Below are 16,001 nucleotides of genomic sequence, written 5' to 3' on the forward strand. Positions count from 1 at the left end.
TGGCATATGCTATATATTGACGGAAAAATTCAACAGGAGTCGATCATGAGTGCGAATAATGACTGTCCCGATTGTGGGAAAGCGCTGGACTGGGATGGGCAATACTATTGCGAAAGTTGTCAGCTGCATTATCAGAAGCTGGCCTATTGCCCAGACTGTGACGCAGCGTTAGAAAAGCTAGCAGCCTGTGGGGCTGCCAGTTATTTCTGTAATTCTAGCTCTTGTAATGAACTTAAGTCGAAATCAAGAGCCAGAGTTGAATTTAAGCCGATCGCCTAAAGCCGATAGCTTGTTTGGTTTAAGTGACTTCAAGGTTCAATTTACAAGTGGCTTGGCGTATCATTCAGGACTACGGCGGTACCGCCATTTTTAATTCCAACTTAGTGAAGGTAGTTCAGTTCTCATGGCCAAATTATCACTGCAAGAGCAAATGCTTAAAGCAGGTTTAGTTGACAAGAAAAAAGCTAAGAAAGTCGGTAAAACCAATAAGAAATCACGCACTTTGGCTAAAGAAGTGAAAGCTGCCGCTGAACAAGTCAAAATAGAACAACAGCAACGGGATGCCGAATTAGCTCAGCAGCAAAATGCTGAAAAAGCAAAAAAAGCGGTTGCCGCACAAATTAAACAGCTGATCGAAATGAATATGATTGATCGGAAGCGCGGAGACGAAGGCTATAACTTTACTCACAACGGAGTGATTAAAAAGATTTTTGTCACCGAAGAGTTGCGCAAGCAGCTGAGTAATGGTCGCTTAGCCATTGTGACTTTAGGTGAGGCATACGAAGTGGTACCGACGATCGTGGCTGAAAAGGTTGCCCAGCGTGATGAAAACGTAGTGGTGCTGATCAACGATCCTAGTCAGGATGTGATTGACGAAGATGATCCTTACGCCGATTACCAAGTGCCTGACGACTTGATGTGGTAAGCCAAATATAGCGCCTTGAGGAGCTTTATTTTTATTTGTAACGGATGATATTGCGCTCAGGTAGCGACATTGGACTGGTTTGTGTGGTTAATCAGGGCCGCCTATCAGATGATTCTGCACTGGTATTATTTTGATCTAGCTAAAGTCGAATAGACTTTTGTTGAAATAAACGTTGCTGAAAAAACTTAAGCGGGTAAGTTAAGCTTAGAGTGTGCATTTGTGAATTCTCACCACTTAGGAGTAGTAATGGAAAACAAAAATGTAGAAAACGTAGCGCTGGTTTTGGAGTTTGTTTCTATGAGTCGTCGACGTAACAAATTGAAGCGTGAAATGGCCGATGTGGACAAAAAAATTCGCGATAACCGCAAACGGGTTGAGTTACTCGATAACCTAAGTAACTACATTCAAGCGGGTATGAGTGTCGAAGAAATTAAATTGATTATTGAAAATATGCGTGGCGACTATGAAGATCGCGTGGATGAATATACGATCAAAAATGCTGAATTGTCGACAGAACGTCGTGTATTAGCGCAAAAGCTGAAAGAAACTAAATTCTCATAAGTTCTATTTTGGTGATTGGCTTGATGTGATTGATTGGAAGCTCCCTCGGGAGCTTTTTTGTTATGGTTTGGGGGGCTTATTTCGCATTAGTTCTTATGGTGCGTTTGGGTTTCACGTTGACGGCGATACACGAGCTTTGCTGGCATACAGAACAAAGGTCACCCCGTATTCCCTTAAATTTTGCGTTTCTCATCAACCAACGCGCCTAAGGATACTTGCTACGCCCAAGTCGTCTGCTGCCTAGTACTCCACTTCATCGCTGATTGACTGCGATACTCCGTGGGCATGATGGTGATTAAAGAGTGAAGTGAAAGCCTTCGCTTGATGAGTTGAATTGGATCAGTGTTAAAATCAGGCCTTATAGGTTGCGCTTTGCATTGCTCTAATTTAGCGGAGTAAAGCTTAATCCTGTCCTTTAGCTTCCTGTCTAGCGAAGATTTATAATTATCGGATATTTCTTCGTAAAATATTTGAATCCTTTGGCTGATAATTTCAAACCAAACGATAATGATTGAATCATGAACAGTGTTTGATTTGACAATCAAAAAAGCCGCTCTAGGAGCGGCTTTGTTTCATCAACACATTATCTGCTTAGATATGAGAAAGGATCTTCTGTACCGTTTCTTTAGCATCCCCAAACAACATGTCGGTGTTCTCTTTAAAGAATAATGGATTTTGTACACCCGCATAACCGGTGGCCATTGAACGTTTAAATACCACCACCTTCTTGGCATCCCATACTTCCAGTACTGGCATACCTGCAATTGGGCTACCAGGCTCCTTCGCAGCAGGATTCACTGTATCGTTGGCACCAATCACTAAAACGACGTCGGTAGCGGCGAAGTCTTCGTTAATTTCATCCATTTCCATCACGATGTCGTAAGGGACTTTGGCTTCGGCTAACAACACATTCATATGGCCCGGTAAACGACCAGCAACGGGGTGGATCGCAAAGCGAACCTTAATGCCTTTCGCTCGTAATTGCTTAGTAATTTCAGCCACCGGATATTGTGCTTGTGCGACGGCCATGCCGTAACCTGGAGCAATAATGACCTCGTTGGCTTCTTTCAGCATTTCGGCGACGTCTTCGGCCTGAACTTCGGTATGCTCGCCTTGGTCTACATCGGCAACCACGGTGCCGCCTTCGGTGCCAAAACCACCTAAGATCACGCTCACAAATGAGCGGTTCATCGCCTTACACATGATGTAAGACAGGATTGCACCAGAGCTACCCACCAAAGCACCGGTGACGATTAATAGGTCGTTGCCGAGCATGAAACCTGCGGCGGCTGCAGCCCAACCAGAGTAGGAATTGAGCATTGAAACCACGACTGGCATATCTGCACCACCAATCGCCGACACTAAGTTATAACCAAATACAAAGGCAATGAGGGTCATGAACACCAGCGCCCACATTGACTCTGAGTCCATGAAGATACTACCTAGGTAGATTGAGACCACAATCATGCCTAAGTTTAACCAGTGTGCGCCTGGTAGCGCTTTAGGGGCACTACTGATCAAACCGCGAAGTTTACCAAAGGCAACCACTGAACCGGTAAAGGTGACCGCGCCAATGAAAATGCCAAGGAAAACTTCAACGTCGTGGATTGATTTGGCGACAGGGTCGATCAGGCCTGTGACTGTGTCAATTAACGAGCTGTGGTCGATAGCGCTGGAAAAGCCAACTAATACCGCAGCCATACCTACGAAGCTGTGCAAGATGGCAACCAGCTCTGGCATTTCGGTCATTTCAACTTTAAGCGCTAAGCGTATACCAATGGCCGCACCAATCGCCATGGCGATGGTGATAATCCAACTTCCACCGGTAACTTGGGTACTGGCGAGGGTCGCGAGTACCGCGATTACCATCCCTACGATGCCAAAGATGTTGCCGCGTTGAGCGGTTTCTTGCTTACTGAGGCCTGCCAGGCTGAAAATAAATAATAAGGCAGCGACTAAATAAGCGGCTGATACAATACCTTGAGACATGTGACTATTTCTCCTTAGACGTCTTTACGGAACATTTTCAGCATCCGCTGAGTCACAGTAAAACCACCAGCAATATTAATGCTGGCAATCAGTATGGCAATGCCTGAAAGTAGTAAAACTACCCATGAGGTATCGGCTTTCATTTGCACCAAGGCACCCACAATAATAATACCGCTAATGGCGTTGGTGACACTCATTAGAGGCGTATGTAGTGCATGGCTTACATTCCATACCACGTAGTAACCCACCACACAGGCCAGCATAAATACCGTGAAATGTTGTAGGAAGTCACTTGGAGCAGCATCGGCTATCCAAGCAAACGCCGCCGCTCCGGCAGCTGCAATCAATGGCTTAAGCCATGGCTTGTTGGGTTTCTCTTCAACTGCTTCGACTACGGGAGTCGGTTCGGCAGCTTTCGGTTGAGCGCTGACTTGAATGGCTGGCGGTGGGAAGGTAATCTCACCGTCTTTCACTGAAGTCACACCACGTAGTACTTCGTCTTCGAAGTTGATGTTAATTTCGCCGTTTTTCTCTGGGCTTAATAGCTTGAGTAAGTTGACTAAGTTGGTGCCGTATAGCTGGCTAGCTTGTGCCGGTAGGCGACGCGAAATATCGGTTAGGCCAATGATCGTCACATCGTGTTTTACTGCAATTTCACCGGGTTCGGTTAATTCACAGTTCCCGCCAGTCGCAGCCGCTAAGTCGACAATTACACTGCCGGGCTTCATTAACTCAACCATGTCGGCCAAAATAAGTTTTGGTGCAGGGCGTCCGGGGATTAAAGCCGTGGTAATGATGATATCTACGTCTTTGGCCTGTTCACGGAATAGGGCCATTTCGGCTTCGATGAAGGCGGCGCTCATTTCTTTAGCGTAACCGTCACCACTGCCAGTGTCTTCTTCTTCGTATTCAAGTTCGAGGAATTCGGCGCCCATCGAATTGATCTGCTCTTTCACCTCAGGACGGGTGTCGAAGGCACGTACAATCGCTCCTAGACTACCTGCTGTGCCGATGGCGGCCAAGCCCGCGACGCCAGCACCAATAATTAATACCTTTGCAGGGGGAACCTTACCTGCGGCGGTGATTTGACCGGTAAAAAAACGACCAAAATGGTTGGCCGCTTCGATGACTGCGCGATAACCATCAACGTTGGCCAACGAGCTACGAGCATCAAGAGATTGAGCGCGAGATATCCGTGGCACCATGTCCATCGCCAGCAGGTTTACTTTTGCGGCTTTAAATTTCTCAAGTAACTCTGGATTTTGGGCTGGCCAAGCAAAGCTCGCTAAGGTTGCGCCTTCCTTTAATAGGGCAATTTCATCGGTGCTGTTATCACTGCCATCAAGCGGAGCGTTCACCTTAAACACCAAGTCAGCTTGAAAAGCTTGCTCTGTGCTTACAATTTCTGCGCCTGCTTCTATATAGGACTCGTCATTAAAGCTGGCTGCTGTTCCAGCGCCGCTTTCCACTGCCACAGAAAAGCCAAGTTTTAATAGCTGTTCCACGGTTTTTGGGGTGGCGGCTACCCGGCTCTCCTGGTCGAAGATCTCCTTAGGTATTCCGATTTGCATAGTGTGTTCCTGCTAATGGTTGTTTTGTAGAGTTGCGATTTAACAACATCTTTTTACTTATTGAATAAATGTTAGCGATTGCCAAATGGTGAATTTTATCCATTTGGTCTGATATGAAAGAAAACTACGGGCCAACAGTCAAGTAACTTCGCACAAAACTTGAAGTTAGTGCCAATGGTAGACGCTCTTTTGTAACAAACAAGGTCTTGAGTGTTATCTGGAGGTTGCATTAGGTTGCGAAAATGTAATGCGAGCAGCGTGCTGGCATGAAAATAGCACTAATCAGTAGCGTCAACTATTCTTAAGTATAGGTATTAGCCTCTTGGTGATGAGTCGTTGGTTAAGCATCGCATAAGAATAGTCAGTTGTTGAATGTTTCATTCACGGGGGAGAGCTGGTTATGGGTATTATATTATCGATATTAATAGCGGCATTATTGTGGGCGAGTAACTTACAGGCTCAATCTAAAGTTGGGTTTGATTTTAGTCTCGAAAATCAATTGAAACAGCCGCCATCTACTGGTGATTTATTTAGCAATATTAACTGGTTACAAGAGCAACAAAGGGTCGCATTTCGAACTAATAAAGTCTTGGAACCGAGTCAGGATTATCAACAAAAAGCCTTATTACAGTACCAACAAGTGCCGCAATGGCGCTCCAGTTGGCGTGGAGGCGTACGCTGGCAAGCTCAGCAAAATTTGCTCTTTAAAGTGAAAGGGAACCGTATATCGGGTCACTTAAGCTTGCCAACTCGAATGCTATGTGCAATTTGCAAAACGCATTTAGAGACGACAGTTTGGAAAGATGGTTATGTCCAACTACAGTTGAAATCTTATTTCGAATAAGCTTTCTACCGCATTCCCAAGTCGATATAATAGCAACAAAAAATAAGGGGGATCCTGTGGGCTATTTGCTGTTGGCCTTATTGCTAGTTGTTGTACTTCCTTTGGTGAGTTTTTTACTGGGTTATATCGAAATATATATCAATTATGGTGCCTCCGTGTCAGCGGTTATTTTGGCGCTATGGTTACTGATGGATATTACTCGTATGAAAAAGCGTTAGCCCTTTTGGTTAGGGGCTTACAGCAGAACTTTGTTAAAGTCTTATTTGTTAGTAACGATTTTTGTGAATATCTATTCACACCTCATCTGCTTATTGTATTCTCACAGTAAGTGATTGATTCAATTGTTCTTATTTTTATCATCATGATTTCATTTCCGCAGTGTTTGCTGTCGTTGTGCTTGGCACCGCCGGAGTGGGTGTTTCTGGTCGATTTACACTTTACCTAGTATTTCTAAGGCTTTGTTTTTATTGGGTATTTTTTTATTGCTGGTTTTGGGCAAATTGAAGCCTATTAAATTAGCACTTCACATTTTGGAAAAAAACCTATAGATTAGTCCCCGCAAGACTGAGCTAGATCAAGAAATCATAAGCAAAGGAAGCGCTTTTCATTTTATTTCTTGTGTAATTTTTATTCACTAGCTAGCCTTACTTTCGCAAGTGGCAATAACGAAGAATGAACCGAAAATTTGTCTTTTTACACTTGTAATAACTTTAGGAGGTATATCCATCATGGAACAAGAACAGCAACCAACGATGCGTTGTTTTGCCACGGGCAAGGGCTTTTTTGTCCGCCTGCCCATCACTGAAGAAATGGAAGCAAAAGAATGCGACTCAGATGTTGAAGCGGCCGAGTAAACTACTTTGGTAGTTGCCTTTTAACTCGTGACTTAATATAACGCTATTCACATCAAAAACCGCTAGGCTAATCCCTAGCGGTTTTTTTTATCTCTTGTTTGCAAGCGAACGCCTCTCTGGATCATTGGCATAAACCGTACCGATTACTCTCTCTTGGTTACCTTGTCTCTGCACAACTTGCGGCATATCAAATCTGACTATTTTGCAAGATCTATGGTCTATCTAAAATTAGCGTAATGGACTAGATTTAAACTATGGATCGGTTCTGTTAATCGTGTGACTAAGGAGGTTGACATGAAACTCGTTCCTAGAGACCGCTGGTTTGATTCTGACCATTTTTGGAATGAGCTTGTCGGGTCTGATTTTTTTAATAGTCGAGATGGGTTTTTTGAACCGCGTGTCGATATCATCGACAAAGATGATAGTTATTTGTTTGTGGCTGAGTTACCCGGCGTCGCGAAAGACGACATTGATGTTGACTTAGAGGGTGGTGTGTTGACTATCCAAGCGAAGATAGCTGAACAGCATCAATCTGATGTCGATAACGTATTGCGTAAGGAACGTCGCTCCGGTTTTTTTAGTCGCAGTATCAATGTCGGGAAGTCTATTCAGGCAGATCAAATAAGCGCCGAGTTAGTCAATGGTTTATTGATGCTCAGAGCACCCAAAGTCCAATTAGAGGAGGCAGAAAAACATAAAATCAAGATCCGTTAGTCTAGCCTTGGCGTTTAATCGCTAACCAATAGGTGTTTACCCAACGCCCAAATTAAACCAAGTCTCGTGCTTGGTTTAATTATATAGGCCTAGGCTTATTACACGGAGGCTTTTGTTGGCAGTACTTTTTGTAGTGGCACACTAGATTTTAGTCTCGCTCAAATATACGTCAGCTTGAATGACTTCTTCGCCTTAAGTATTTGCCATAAAGTGAGATCGTTGCTTTGATAGCCGTGACCTATCACTGTAAAAGTAAGATACAATTTTTATTTATGTTTGAGCCGTTATAGTATGATTGCATCTTGTTCTCATGGAGTTTAACAATGTTTGCTGTAATTTTTGGTCGTCCAGGTTGCCCTTTTTGTGTTCGTGCTAAACAGATTGCTGAACAACTTAGTGAAAAACATGAAGATTATAAATTTCGTTATATCGATATTCATGCCGAAGGGATTTCTAAAGCAGACTTAGAAAAAACGGTTGGTAAACCTGTAGAAACCGTGCCGCAGATCTTTGTTGATGAAAAGCATGTTGGCGGTTGTAATGAATATGAAGCTCTCATGCGCGAACAGTTTGAGTTTTAAAGCTAAGTTGATAATAGATGAAGCCAGAGGCCACTCTGGCTGTTAGCCATAAGCCTGTTATGGACACACGGTGCAGATCATTTTGAACGGTATTTAATAACAGTCGGCTTCGTTAATCATGGCTTAAGGGCTTGTTTGCCCCTTCTTATTCGCTTGTTCTCGCTCAAATCCTATAATTTTTTACTTGTTCAGCATCAATTGTTTTATTTTTGGCTAAGCTCAAACAGAGAGGTACGTTGCGAAAAAGGAGCCGATGATGGACGCCAGTTATTTGCTTAACTTAGATGCGAGTATTTTGTTGGGCATCGTGAATGAAAAATTACGTTTGGAATGTCATAGTTTAGAAGACCTTACCTTAACCTTGGGTTGTGAGGAGCGCTCTTTGTCGCGCCGCTTAGAAAGTATTGGTTATCACTATGATGCGATCAGTAATCAATTTAAGGCGATTTAATTCGTCCCATTGAGTGGTTTAGTGGACCATAGCCTATTGAGTCGTTAACCGTGACGACTCGAAGGCCCTGCTGCGCTGAATCGTTGTTTTCCCTTCTTGGAACTAAAGTTCGATGGCGAGTGATGTGGAGATTGAAACTGCAGAGAATCAAATCTGATTTTCTGCTTTAATTTTATAGCCGCAGTGTTTGTTATTCGCTTCAAAATTAGGCATTCACGATGGTTTTCCGTTGACTGGCGTTATCCACCTAGTCATTTTTAAACCTGGATTTTCAATAAAGTTTATTATTATCAATGGCTTACATTTATCCGTGAATGGTTCCTATGTCATAAATCTTTAATTTTTCAGTCACCTGCCTGTCATCCGTCAACCCTAATATTTGCTCAACTTTTAGTTGATGTAGTTCACATTTTTTAGGGAATAAAATGAAAAAGCTAACTCTTATTGCACTTGCGGTTGCTGCCGCTGCTGGTTCTGCTAACGCTGCTAAAGTATACGAAGATGATACGCATGCGGTCGATATTTATGGTCGTGTATATGCGGGTTACATCTCGGGTAGCGAAAATTCAGATATCGGCCAAGATGGTGAAAATGATTCCTATGTTCGCTTCGGGGCGAAATTAAAATCGGCCATGACCAGCAATTTGAATGCTATTGCTCGTTACGAATTACAGCATGACATTACCGATGGCGATGCCACCGATGATAAAAATGGCAATATTAAAACACGCCTAGCTTACGTGGGCTTGGGGGGTGACTTTGGTAAAGTCACATACGGTCGTCAAAAAGATGCTTTAGACCCTATCTCTGGTGATATCACCGATGTATCTTTTACGAACCAATATGGTTACGTAAACAATGGTGGTAAGCGTTTAAGCAATGTCCTGAAGTACCAAGGTAATTTCGCTAATATAAACATCGCTGCCGATTATCAACTTAAAAATAATGACTCTCAATCAGATGATATTAAAGCCGACTCATCTTATGGCGCGTCTTTGGTTTATAACTCTGATTTTGGCCTAAATGTTGGTGCTGGTTATCGTGCGCAAAACAACAGCGCCGATGGCGTAAAAGATGGTTCTTTATGGATTATTGGTGCTGATTATTCAATTGCTAATGCTTATATGATGGCGGCCTACAGCGAACGTGAAGCTTATCGTGGTAAAGATGATAAGTTTAAAGCAACAGAAGCCGCATTGGGTTACAAATTTACCAAGGCATTACGCGCCCAAGTGGTTTATCAAAACGATAAGAATGACACCAAGAATAAAGATGCAAAAGATCGGGTGATGCTTGAAGGTCGTTACGACTTAACCAAGCAAGCACGTGTTGTTGCTGCTTACGCGCTTGATCAAATCGACGGTGCAGATGATGAGTTTACTTTAGCGGTACGTTACGACTTCTAAAGGTTTGTTCTTGCTAGATTAGCAATATAATAAACGACCTTTTCCTGTTTACTTCTCAAGGCTCCTCTTAAGGAGCCTTTTTTTGTTTTTTAGCGATAGCACACAAGTAAAATAATGTTGAATTAGTGAAGGGATCGGGTAAGGTAAATTTGTCATTAATTAGTATATTGGGAAATGGGATTGCTTAGTTCAGTCGGTTTATGGATAAAGGCTTGGCTGTTGCTTGACGATAGTGAGCAAGTCCATCCAGTGATTGAAAATTGGAAAATTAGCGCACTTCGGATCATTTTGCTCGCTTGTCTGATTCTTACTGCTGCGATTGTCGTTGATAGTTCTCGTGTGGCTTATGCCCTTGGCTATTATCATATTTTTGTCATTACTCTATTTTTCTATACCTTGCTTATCCTGCAGTTAATATGTAGTTGGCGTTATTATCATCAAGTTTCGTGGCTGTTATTACTGACTATTGGCCTTTCTGGAATATGTATTCATCTATTTATTTCTGACCCCCATTTGGTGTTATTCGGTTCTATCGTGGTTTATTCGTTACCGATGGTGGCCTTGGTTTTATTGGGGATGCGAGCAGCGATAGCTTGTATGCTATTTAATCTATTTCCCTTATATATCTCTGCCGAAGGGATTACGTTTTACCAATGGCTTCCTTTTGATATTGTTTTAGAAAATACCAATTGGTATTTAAATAGCTTGATTTTTTTGGTGTTTAACATCTGTTTACCTTTAGCGGCTGCTCGAACCATTGCCGCCGCAGCTAAGCTTGGCAAGCAACAGAGATTTAAAAATGAAGCTTTATCGATGCATCATGATCTATACCGCTCCTTGTTTGCCGATGCCGCAAATGCGCATATTATGTTGGATCGACATTGTTGCTTGGTCGACTTCAACCAGGTGGCCAGTCGTTTATTTAAGCTGAACAGCGAGCAGATAAAGAAAAGTGAAACCATTAGCCGCTTGTTACCCCAGCTCAATATGGCAAATAAACAAGGCATTATTCATCTTAGTCAAGCAGGGTCTGATATCACGTTACGTTATAGCGTGAAAAGTATGTCGCGTAAGTATTATAGTTTGGTGAGTTTTGAAGATGTATCGAGCCAAATTGCCCTCACTAAACAGTTAGAGTCGGAACAAAAAAATAGCGAGCAAATGAAGTCTTTGGATGCCTATTCTGGCTTACCCAATAGTATGTGGTTTCGGCAGCATATCGAGCGATTAATTGAACGTTACACCACCGGCTTATCGATCGTGGTGGTTGAGTTGGCCAATAGCCAATATATTAAGCAAAAATGTGGCTCAACAGGTGTATCTTTAGCCTTGCAGACCTTAGCTAAAACTATACGTCAATTACCTATTGCCCCCATGGCTGTGGCGCGGGTGGGCGAATTTAGTTTGGGTTTTATTTGCATTGGCGATAGTCAGCAGCAAATTGTAAACAAGATGAATCTACATCACCAAAGTTTGTGTGCCAGTTTTATGTTCGAGGACAAGCCAATTAAGTTTGAGGTGAAGTGTGGTATTGCTCTGATGCCACAGCATGGGCAAACACCGAACGAGCTGATTAGCGCGGCCATTTACGCTTCATCCAACGCGTTTCCTAAACATGCTTGTGTGTTTAACCCTCAGGAAATGAATTTGTTTTTTGCGCGTCAGGAAATCGCTGATGTATTGGCGGATATGCTTCAGAGTGAGCAACAGCAGCTGTACTTAGTCTATCAAGCGAAGGTTAATCAACGCGGCGAGCTGATTGGTTTGGAAGCCTTGTTACGTTGGACTTCACCGCAATTAGGCCCGGTATCGCCAGCGGTGTTTATTCCGATTGCTGAAGAGCGCGGTTTGGTGGTCGCTGTTACCCGTTGGGTTATCGAACGAAGCTGCAAACAGATCCGGGAATGGTTGGATAAGGGCTTAACGCCAGTATCGGTGGCAATCAATCTTTCGGCGGTAGATTTAGAACAAGCTGATTTTGTAAGTTTTCTATTGAACCGTTTGACTAAGTATAAGATCCATCCGCGCTTTATTGAACTCGAATTAACGGAGTCTGCCTTAGGTATGAGTACTAAGCGAGCCAGCGAAGTGGTTGAGGTGCTATATAACTGGGGATTCACCATTACTATTGATGATTTTGGTAGCGGCTATTCTAATCTGTCACGCTTGGTTCTTTTTCCGGTGACTCGCTTGAAAATTGACCGACAGTTTGTCGTTAATATTCATCAAAATAGCAAACACGCACAAATGGTCAAAACTATTATTGCCATGTGTGACAGCCTCGATATTGAGGTATTAGCGGAAGGGATTGAGCTAAGAGCGCAACTCGACCAATTGCTGCATTTAGGTTGTCAGCAGTTTCAAGGTTTTGGCTTTGCTAAGCCTTGTTTGCCAGAGCATGTTGAAAAATGGTTAGCCTCGCCAGCCACGGAGTTGAAGTTTAATCCGGTCGAGCTGCCTGTGCAGCAGCTAACAATAGGCGAGAAAGTCTAACTTTAGGATTTGTTGTGCTTCTGTGGTTCATTTATGGCTGCAGCTCGAGTATTCATTCATCGCGGTGAAAACGCTGGCGTTTTATGTTCTAAGTCAATACCGCTCAATTTTCCTTGAGCGGTATTTACCCGGTGTGTGATTAAGCGGTAATGTCCATCAATAAAATCTTAGAACGGCGTTGCAAATTATAGATAGCCTGTTTTTCTGCGGGTAGGTCGCTGAAATCGGCAGGCGAAAATCCACGCTCTCTAAACCAGTGAATACTTTTGGTGGTGAGTACAAACAATTGATTTAAGCCTTTGCTTCTCGCCCGCTTAATAATAGCTTGGAGCAAGCGGTCGCCGCGGCTAGATTGACGATATTGTGGATGGCTCACCAGACAAGCAAGCTCTCCCATACTCTCGCCAGCAAACAAATATAGCGCGGCACAGCCGATAATCATGCCATCGCGTTCAACAATGGTGAAACGCTCTATTTCCATTTCTAATAATTCTCTAGAGCGCCTTACCAATATACCTTGTTCTTCTAAGGGGCGGATCAGTTCGATAATACCATTAATGTCATCCAGCTTTGCTTCGCGAACTCGCTCGTAACTGTATTGGACCAATTGAGTTCCACTGCCATCTCGAGTGTACAATTCGTTTAATAGCGAGCCATCTTGTTGATAGCTGACCAGATGACAACGTTGGATCCCTCGGTCACTGCAGCGAATGGCTGCCGCTAAATAACGAAGTGTGTCTTTATCTGTTGCTTTGAGAAACGCCTCAGAACACATCAGTTGATTGGCGGCATCGGGAAGTAGCTCACTCACCAGTTGGCCGTCTTCGTCATGGATCCCTTGTTCTGGACAGAAATAGATGACTTTATCGGCGTTTAAGGCGACCGCGATTTCAGTGGTGATATCTTCAGAGCAAATATTAAACAACTCGCCAGTTACCGAGACTCCCAGCGGTGACACCATGAGAATTTCACCATGATCGAGCTGGCGCCTAATGCTTTGATGGTTAATTCGTCTAACCTTACCAGTATGTAGGAAGTCGATGCCGTCTTCTATGCCGATCGGTTGTGCGACCACAAAGTTACCACGAACCACATTAATGTGTGCTTGATGTAAAGGTGAGTTAACCAAGCCCATCGATAATTGCGCTTCGATGTCCATTTGGATCTGACCGACCGCCTGTTTAATGATGTCAAGGCTGCGCTCATCGGTGATACGCTGCTCGCCTGCAAACTCACAACTGTGGTGATGTGCTTGGATTAATGCGTCGATTTGCGGACGTGCGCCACACACCAGAACGATTTTCACGCCAAGAGTTTTGAGCAGAGCAATGTCTTGAATAATATTGCTAAAGTTGGCACTGCTGCTGGCTTCACCACTGAGCATGATGACAAAGGTTTTACCGCGATGGGCATTGATATATGGGGCTGATTGGCGAAACCAGCTAACTAAATCTTCGGCCGAGTGGTCCAATGTATTCTCCGCGAATAGCTATTTATAAAATTCGATTAAAAAATCAAATATATAGTTATTGTTGCATATATGCGTACATTGTCGAGAATAAAGTTTGTCAATTTTACTAAACTTATCTCGCAATGAGTTAAATCACAGTTGTTTCGTAAGGCGAGGTGGAGTATAAGCTGCTGTAAATATTTTAAGGAATATTTTATTTAATCTTAATTTTAATTTTGTCAGTCGTTGAGCTGTTTTTATAGAAGAAAGAGGTAATTATGGAAAACTATGTCGTTCCTGAGCATTTGGCGATGCGTAAGCAGCCACGCCAAGAGCGTACTAGACGACTAGTCGAGCACATTTTAGATAGCACATTAACGCTAATTAGAGAGCAAGGCATGGCTGCGGTGAATACTAATTTAATTGCTCAGCATGCAGAGATTGACATTGCCTCTTTATATCGTTTTTTTCTGAATAAAGAGTCGATCTTTTTTGCTTTAGCTCATCGATGGTTTGATAAGGTGCTGGTGGTGCTTGATGAAACTAATTTTCATTTGGCTTCCGGCGGTATTAAAGATTACTCAGATAGTGGTCAGCGTCGCGTGAATGAGTTGCCAGAGACGGCTGTGATGTTAGTCAGCTTTCATGAATTATTTACCCACGATAATGACTTCAAGGCGCTAGAGGATTGGTATCGGGGAATTATGATTACTCAGGCAAAACAATCTTTTGTCGAAAAAGGGTCCGCTTGGGATGATGAAGCGCTGACTAGCGTGTGTATCTATTTCTATAACTTTACGCGAAACTTCATGGCAGGCACCATTGGCATGAGTCGGCAAGAACACTTACAACAATTTAACTGGTTTCAGGTGATGTTAGATAAAATTCGTTTGATGGTATTGCAGGATCCTGTTCCGGCGAGCTTCTTACGTTAAGGTGTTATTAATCATTTGGTTTTGCGGAACGCTGGGATATTCTTGGGAATCGACCAGTTGTTCAGCGCCTAAACAATCTAGCCAATGGCTGTAGTCTAAAGTTCTGTTTTCTATAATTAAATTTGTAAGTCGTTGATCTGACAAATGTTGTGACGCGAGCTTATCCTTGGCCCAAGCTTTCCTGTCATTTTGTGCAATAATCACTATGTTTTCCATATTTATCAGGTCAAACTAGCTGTTGATATAATGTTCAGTTTGGGTCAATTTAACAATTTGAACCTTCGCTAGCTTACAGATTGTGAATTAGGGCTTAATATTTGAGTCATCGGGGTGTGAAAGCAGGGCGCGCTTCACACTTATTTTTGGGAGAGCCATACATGGAACTGGAAGCCTTTTTCCAGCAAGTAAAGAAACTGCCAGTGATGCCGCAAATCATGCAGGAATTGCTGATGAGCATTAACGATGAAAATGTCGACCTGCATCATTTGGGAAGGAAGCTTGCGACCGATCAGTCCCTCGGGGCGAATGTATTAAAGATGGCTAACTCGGTCGCCTTCCGCGGGATCAAGCAAATTGATTCAATTGAGGCTGCTGCCATTCGCTTGGGCTTAAAAAGGGTTCGCTCGTTAGTGGTTGCGGCGGGACTGAACGGCATGATGCCGCATAAAAACTTCGATCAAAAACAGTTTTGGACACAGGCGATGTACGTAGCGATGCTGGCTCAAGCCCTCGCTAAATGTACCGATGTTGATCCAGATACAGCTTTCACCTGTGGCATGCTACATAATTTTGGTGAGCTGATGATTGCCATTGCGACTCCCGAAGAAGCGGGCCTGATTGAGCTGAGTTTAGAATCGGGAGAAACTCGGGTATCGGCGCAGCGCCAAACTCTCGGTTTAGATTATGCCCAGATCGGTGGTGAATTGGCGCAGCGTTGGAACTTCTCTCCGGTGATTACCGATGCCATCGAACAGCAGTTGAATCCGGTGGATTTTGATCCAGTATCAAAACCAGCGGTGTTGATCCGTTTAGCTATTTTTGCTCATCATGCCCTTGATGCCGGTTTAAGTGCTGAGTTGGTCGCGAATAATTTGCCAGCACCGCTTTGTGAGTTAATCGCACTGAATAAGAGTAAGGCACCTCGCTTGCTTGAAGAGGCCACCGAGCAAGCTCATCATGCGGTGACCATGAGTAACATCTAAGAACATAATTGTCGCGAGCCCGGTT

16 protein-coding genes are annotated in these 16,001 nt (G+C 43.4%); 13 read left to right on the top strand and 3 right to left on the bottom strand.

Going from position 1 to position 16,001, the window contains the following annotated elements; all coding sequences use genetic code 11:
* Nucleotides 1-45 precede the first annotated feature (45 nt).
* The 3 genes from ACRRS1_RS01375 (at nt 46) to ACRRS1_RS01385 (ending at nt 1,486) form a co-directional block, all read left to right on the top strand.
* The gene (locus tag ACRRS1_RS01375; protein WP_432468542.1) at nt 46-279 is read left to right on the top strand and encodes a zinc ribbon domain-containing protein; all 234 of its coding nucleotides are present in this window, start codon (nt 46-48) and stop codon (nt 277-279) included.
* 124 nt (nt 280-403) lie between these two features.
* A complete protein-coding gene (locus ACRRS1_RS01380) occupies nt 404-925 on the top strand; it encodes a DUF2058 domain-containing protein (protein ID WP_432464233.1) in 522 nt (173 codons plus the stop codon).
* Nucleotides 926-1,171: 246 nt separating this feature from the next.
* Nucleotides 1,172-1,486 carry a DUF496 family protein gene (locus tag ACRRS1_RS01385; RefSeq protein WP_432454983.1) on the top strand — a complete coding sequence of 105 codons (315 nt, stop codon included), beginning with the start codon at nt 1,172-1,174 and terminating at the stop codon, nt 1,484-1,486.
* A 591-nt stretch (nt 1,487-2,077) separates the two neighbouring features.
* Here ACRRS1_RS01385 and pntB read toward each other — a convergent pair.
* Complete coding sequence (gene pntB / locus ACRRS1_RS01390) at nt 2,078-3,475, bottom strand: Re/Si-specific NAD(P)(+) transhydrogenase subunit beta (protein ID WP_432460676.1); 1,398 nt, start codon at nt 3,473-3,475, stop codon at nt 2,078-2,080.
* 14 nt (nt 3,476-3,489) lie between these two features.
* On the bottom strand, nt 3,490-5,046 hold the full coding sequence (locus tag ACRRS1_RS01395; RefSeq protein ID WP_432468541.1) for a Re/Si-specific NAD(P)(+) transhydrogenase subunit alpha: 1,557 nt from the start codon (nt 5,044-5,046) through the stop codon (nt 3,490-3,492).
* Nucleotides 5,047-5,446: 400 nt separating this feature from the next.
* Here ACRRS1_RS01395 and ACRRS1_RS01400 point away from each other — a divergent pair, with 400 nt between their 5' ends.
* From ACRRS1_RS01400 to ACRRS1_RS01435, 8 genes are all read left to right on the top strand, one after another.
* A complete protein-coding gene (locus ACRRS1_RS01400; protein WP_432454980.1) occupies nt 5,447-5,890 on the top strand; it encodes a hypothetical protein in 444 nt (147 codons plus the stop codon).
* Nucleotides 5,891-5,946: 56 nt separating this feature from the next.
* Nucleotides 5,947-6,108: a hypothetical protein gene (locus ACRRS1_RS01405; RefSeq protein WP_432454979.1), complete on the top strand. Its 162-nt coding sequence runs from the start codon at nt 5,947-5,949 to the stop codon at nt 6,106-6,108.
* A gap of 510 nt (nt 6,109-6,618) precedes the next feature.
* Complete coding sequence (locus ACRRS1_RS01410; RefSeq protein WP_432454978.1) at nt 6,619-6,744, top strand: hypothetical protein; 126 nt, start codon at nt 6,619-6,621, stop codon at nt 6,742-6,744.
* A 294-nt stretch (nt 6,745-7,038) separates the two neighbouring features.
* Nucleotides 7,039-7,458, top strand: a complete 420-nt coding sequence (locus tag ACRRS1_RS01415; protein WP_432454977.1) for an Hsp20/alpha crystallin family protein — start codon at nt 7,039-7,041, stop codon at nt 7,456-7,458.
* Nucleotides 7,459-7,781: 323 nt separating this feature from the next.
* Nucleotides 7,782-8,039 carry a GrxA family glutaredoxin gene (locus tag ACRRS1_RS01420; RefSeq protein ID WP_432464236.1) on the top strand — a complete coding sequence of 86 codons (258 nt, stop codon included), beginning with the start codon at nt 7,782-7,784 and terminating at the stop codon, nt 8,037-8,039.
* Nucleotides 8,040-8,292: 253 nt separating this feature from the next.
* Nucleotides 8,293-8,490 carry a DUF4250 domain-containing protein gene (locus ACRRS1_RS01425; RefSeq protein WP_432454975.1) on the top strand — a complete coding sequence of 66 codons (198 nt, stop codon included), beginning with the start codon at nt 8,293-8,295 and terminating at the stop codon, nt 8,488-8,490.
* A 425-nt stretch (nt 8,491-8,915) separates the two neighbouring features.
* Nucleotides 8,916-9,896, top strand: coding sequence for a porin (locus tag ACRRS1_RS01430; protein ID WP_432464237.1), 981 nt, complete (start codon nt 8,916-8,918; stop codon nt 9,894-9,896).
* A 180-nt stretch (nt 9,897-10,076) separates the two neighbouring features.
* Entirely contained in the window at nt 10,077-12,389 is a 2,313-nt protein-coding gene (locus tag ACRRS1_RS01435; protein WP_432468540.1) for a putative bifunctional diguanylate cyclase/phosphodiesterase, read from the top strand.
* 139 nt (nt 12,390-12,528) lie between these two features.
* Here ACRRS1_RS01435 and argA read toward each other — a convergent pair whose 3' ends face one another.
* Nucleotides 12,529-13,860: an amino-acid N-acetyltransferase gene (gene argA / locus ACRRS1_RS01440; RefSeq protein ID WP_432454972.1), complete on the bottom strand. Its 1,332-nt coding sequence runs from the start codon at nt 13,858-13,860 to the stop codon at nt 12,529-12,531.
* A 257-nt stretch (nt 13,861-14,117) separates the two neighbouring features.
* On the opposite strand from argA, the gene ACRRS1_RS01445 reads away from it, so the two are divergent.
* A complete protein-coding gene (locus tag ACRRS1_RS01445) occupies nt 14,118-14,774 on the top strand; it encodes a TetR/AcrR family transcriptional regulator (RefSeq protein ID WP_432454971.1) in 657 nt (218 codons plus the stop codon).
* A gap of 377 nt (nt 14,775-15,151) precedes the next feature.
* Nucleotides 15,152-15,976: an HDOD domain-containing protein gene (locus ACRRS1_RS01450; protein ID WP_432464240.1), complete on the top strand. Its 825-nt coding sequence runs from the start codon at nt 15,152-15,154 to the stop codon at nt 15,974-15,976.
* Nucleotides 15,977-16,001 lie beyond the last annotated feature (25 nt).

Source organism: Agarivorans sp. Z349TD_8 (genome assembly GCF_050870825.2).
Taxonomy (GTDB): Bacteria; Pseudomonadota; Gammaproteobacteria; order Enterobacterales; family Celerinatantimonadaceae; genus Agarivorans.

Coding starts and splice junctions, on each gene's coding strand:
- ACRRS1_RS01380 (WP_432464233.1), top strand. CDS start 404: ATGGCCAAATTATCACTGCAAGAGCAAATGCTTAAAGCAGGTTTAGTT.
- ACRRS1_RS01395 (WP_432468541.1), bottom strand. CDS start 5,046: ATGCAAATCGGAATACCTAAGGAGATCTTCGACCAGGAGAGCCGGGTA.
- ACRRS1_RS01430 (WP_432464237.1), top strand. CDS start 8,916: ATGAAAAAGCTAACTCTTATTGCACTTGCGGTTGCTGCCGCTGCTGGT.
- ACRRS1_RS01400 (WP_432454980.1), top strand. CDS start 5,447: ATGGGTATTATATTATCGATATTAATAGCGGCATTATTGTGGGCGAGT.
- ACRRS1_RS01420 (WP_432464236.1), top strand. CDS start 7,782: ATGTTTGCTGTAATTTTTGGTCGTCCAGGTTGCCCTTTTTGTGTTCGT.
- ACRRS1_RS01450 (WP_432464240.1), top strand. CDS start 15,152: ATGGAACTGGAAGCCTTTTTCCAGCAAGTAAAGAAACTGCCAGTGATG.
- ACRRS1_RS01410 (WP_432454978.1), top strand. CDS start 6,619: ATGGAACAAGAACAGCAACCAACGATGCGTTGTTTTGCCACGGGCAAG.
- pntB (WP_432460676.1), bottom strand. CDS start 3,475: ATGTCTCAAGGTATTGTATCAGCCGCTTATTTAGTCGCTGCCTTATTA.
- ACRRS1_RS01425 (WP_432454975.1), top strand. CDS start 8,293: ATGATGGACGCCAGTTATTTGCTTAACTTAGATGCGAGTATTTTGTTG.
- ACRRS1_RS01445 (WP_432454971.1), top strand. CDS start 14,118: ATGGAAAACTATGTCGTTCCTGAGCATTTGGCGATGCGTAAGCAGCCA.
- ACRRS1_RS01385 (WP_432454983.1), top strand. CDS start 1,172: ATGGAAAACAAAAATGTAGAAAACGTAGCGCTGGTTTTGGAGTTTGTT.
- ACRRS1_RS01415 (WP_432454977.1), top strand. CDS start 7,039: ATGAAACTCGTTCCTAGAGACCGCTGGTTTGATTCTGACCATTTTTGG.
- ACRRS1_RS01375 (WP_432468542.1), top strand. CDS start 46: ATGAGTGCGAATAATGACTGTCCCGATTGTGGGAAAGCGCTGGACTGG.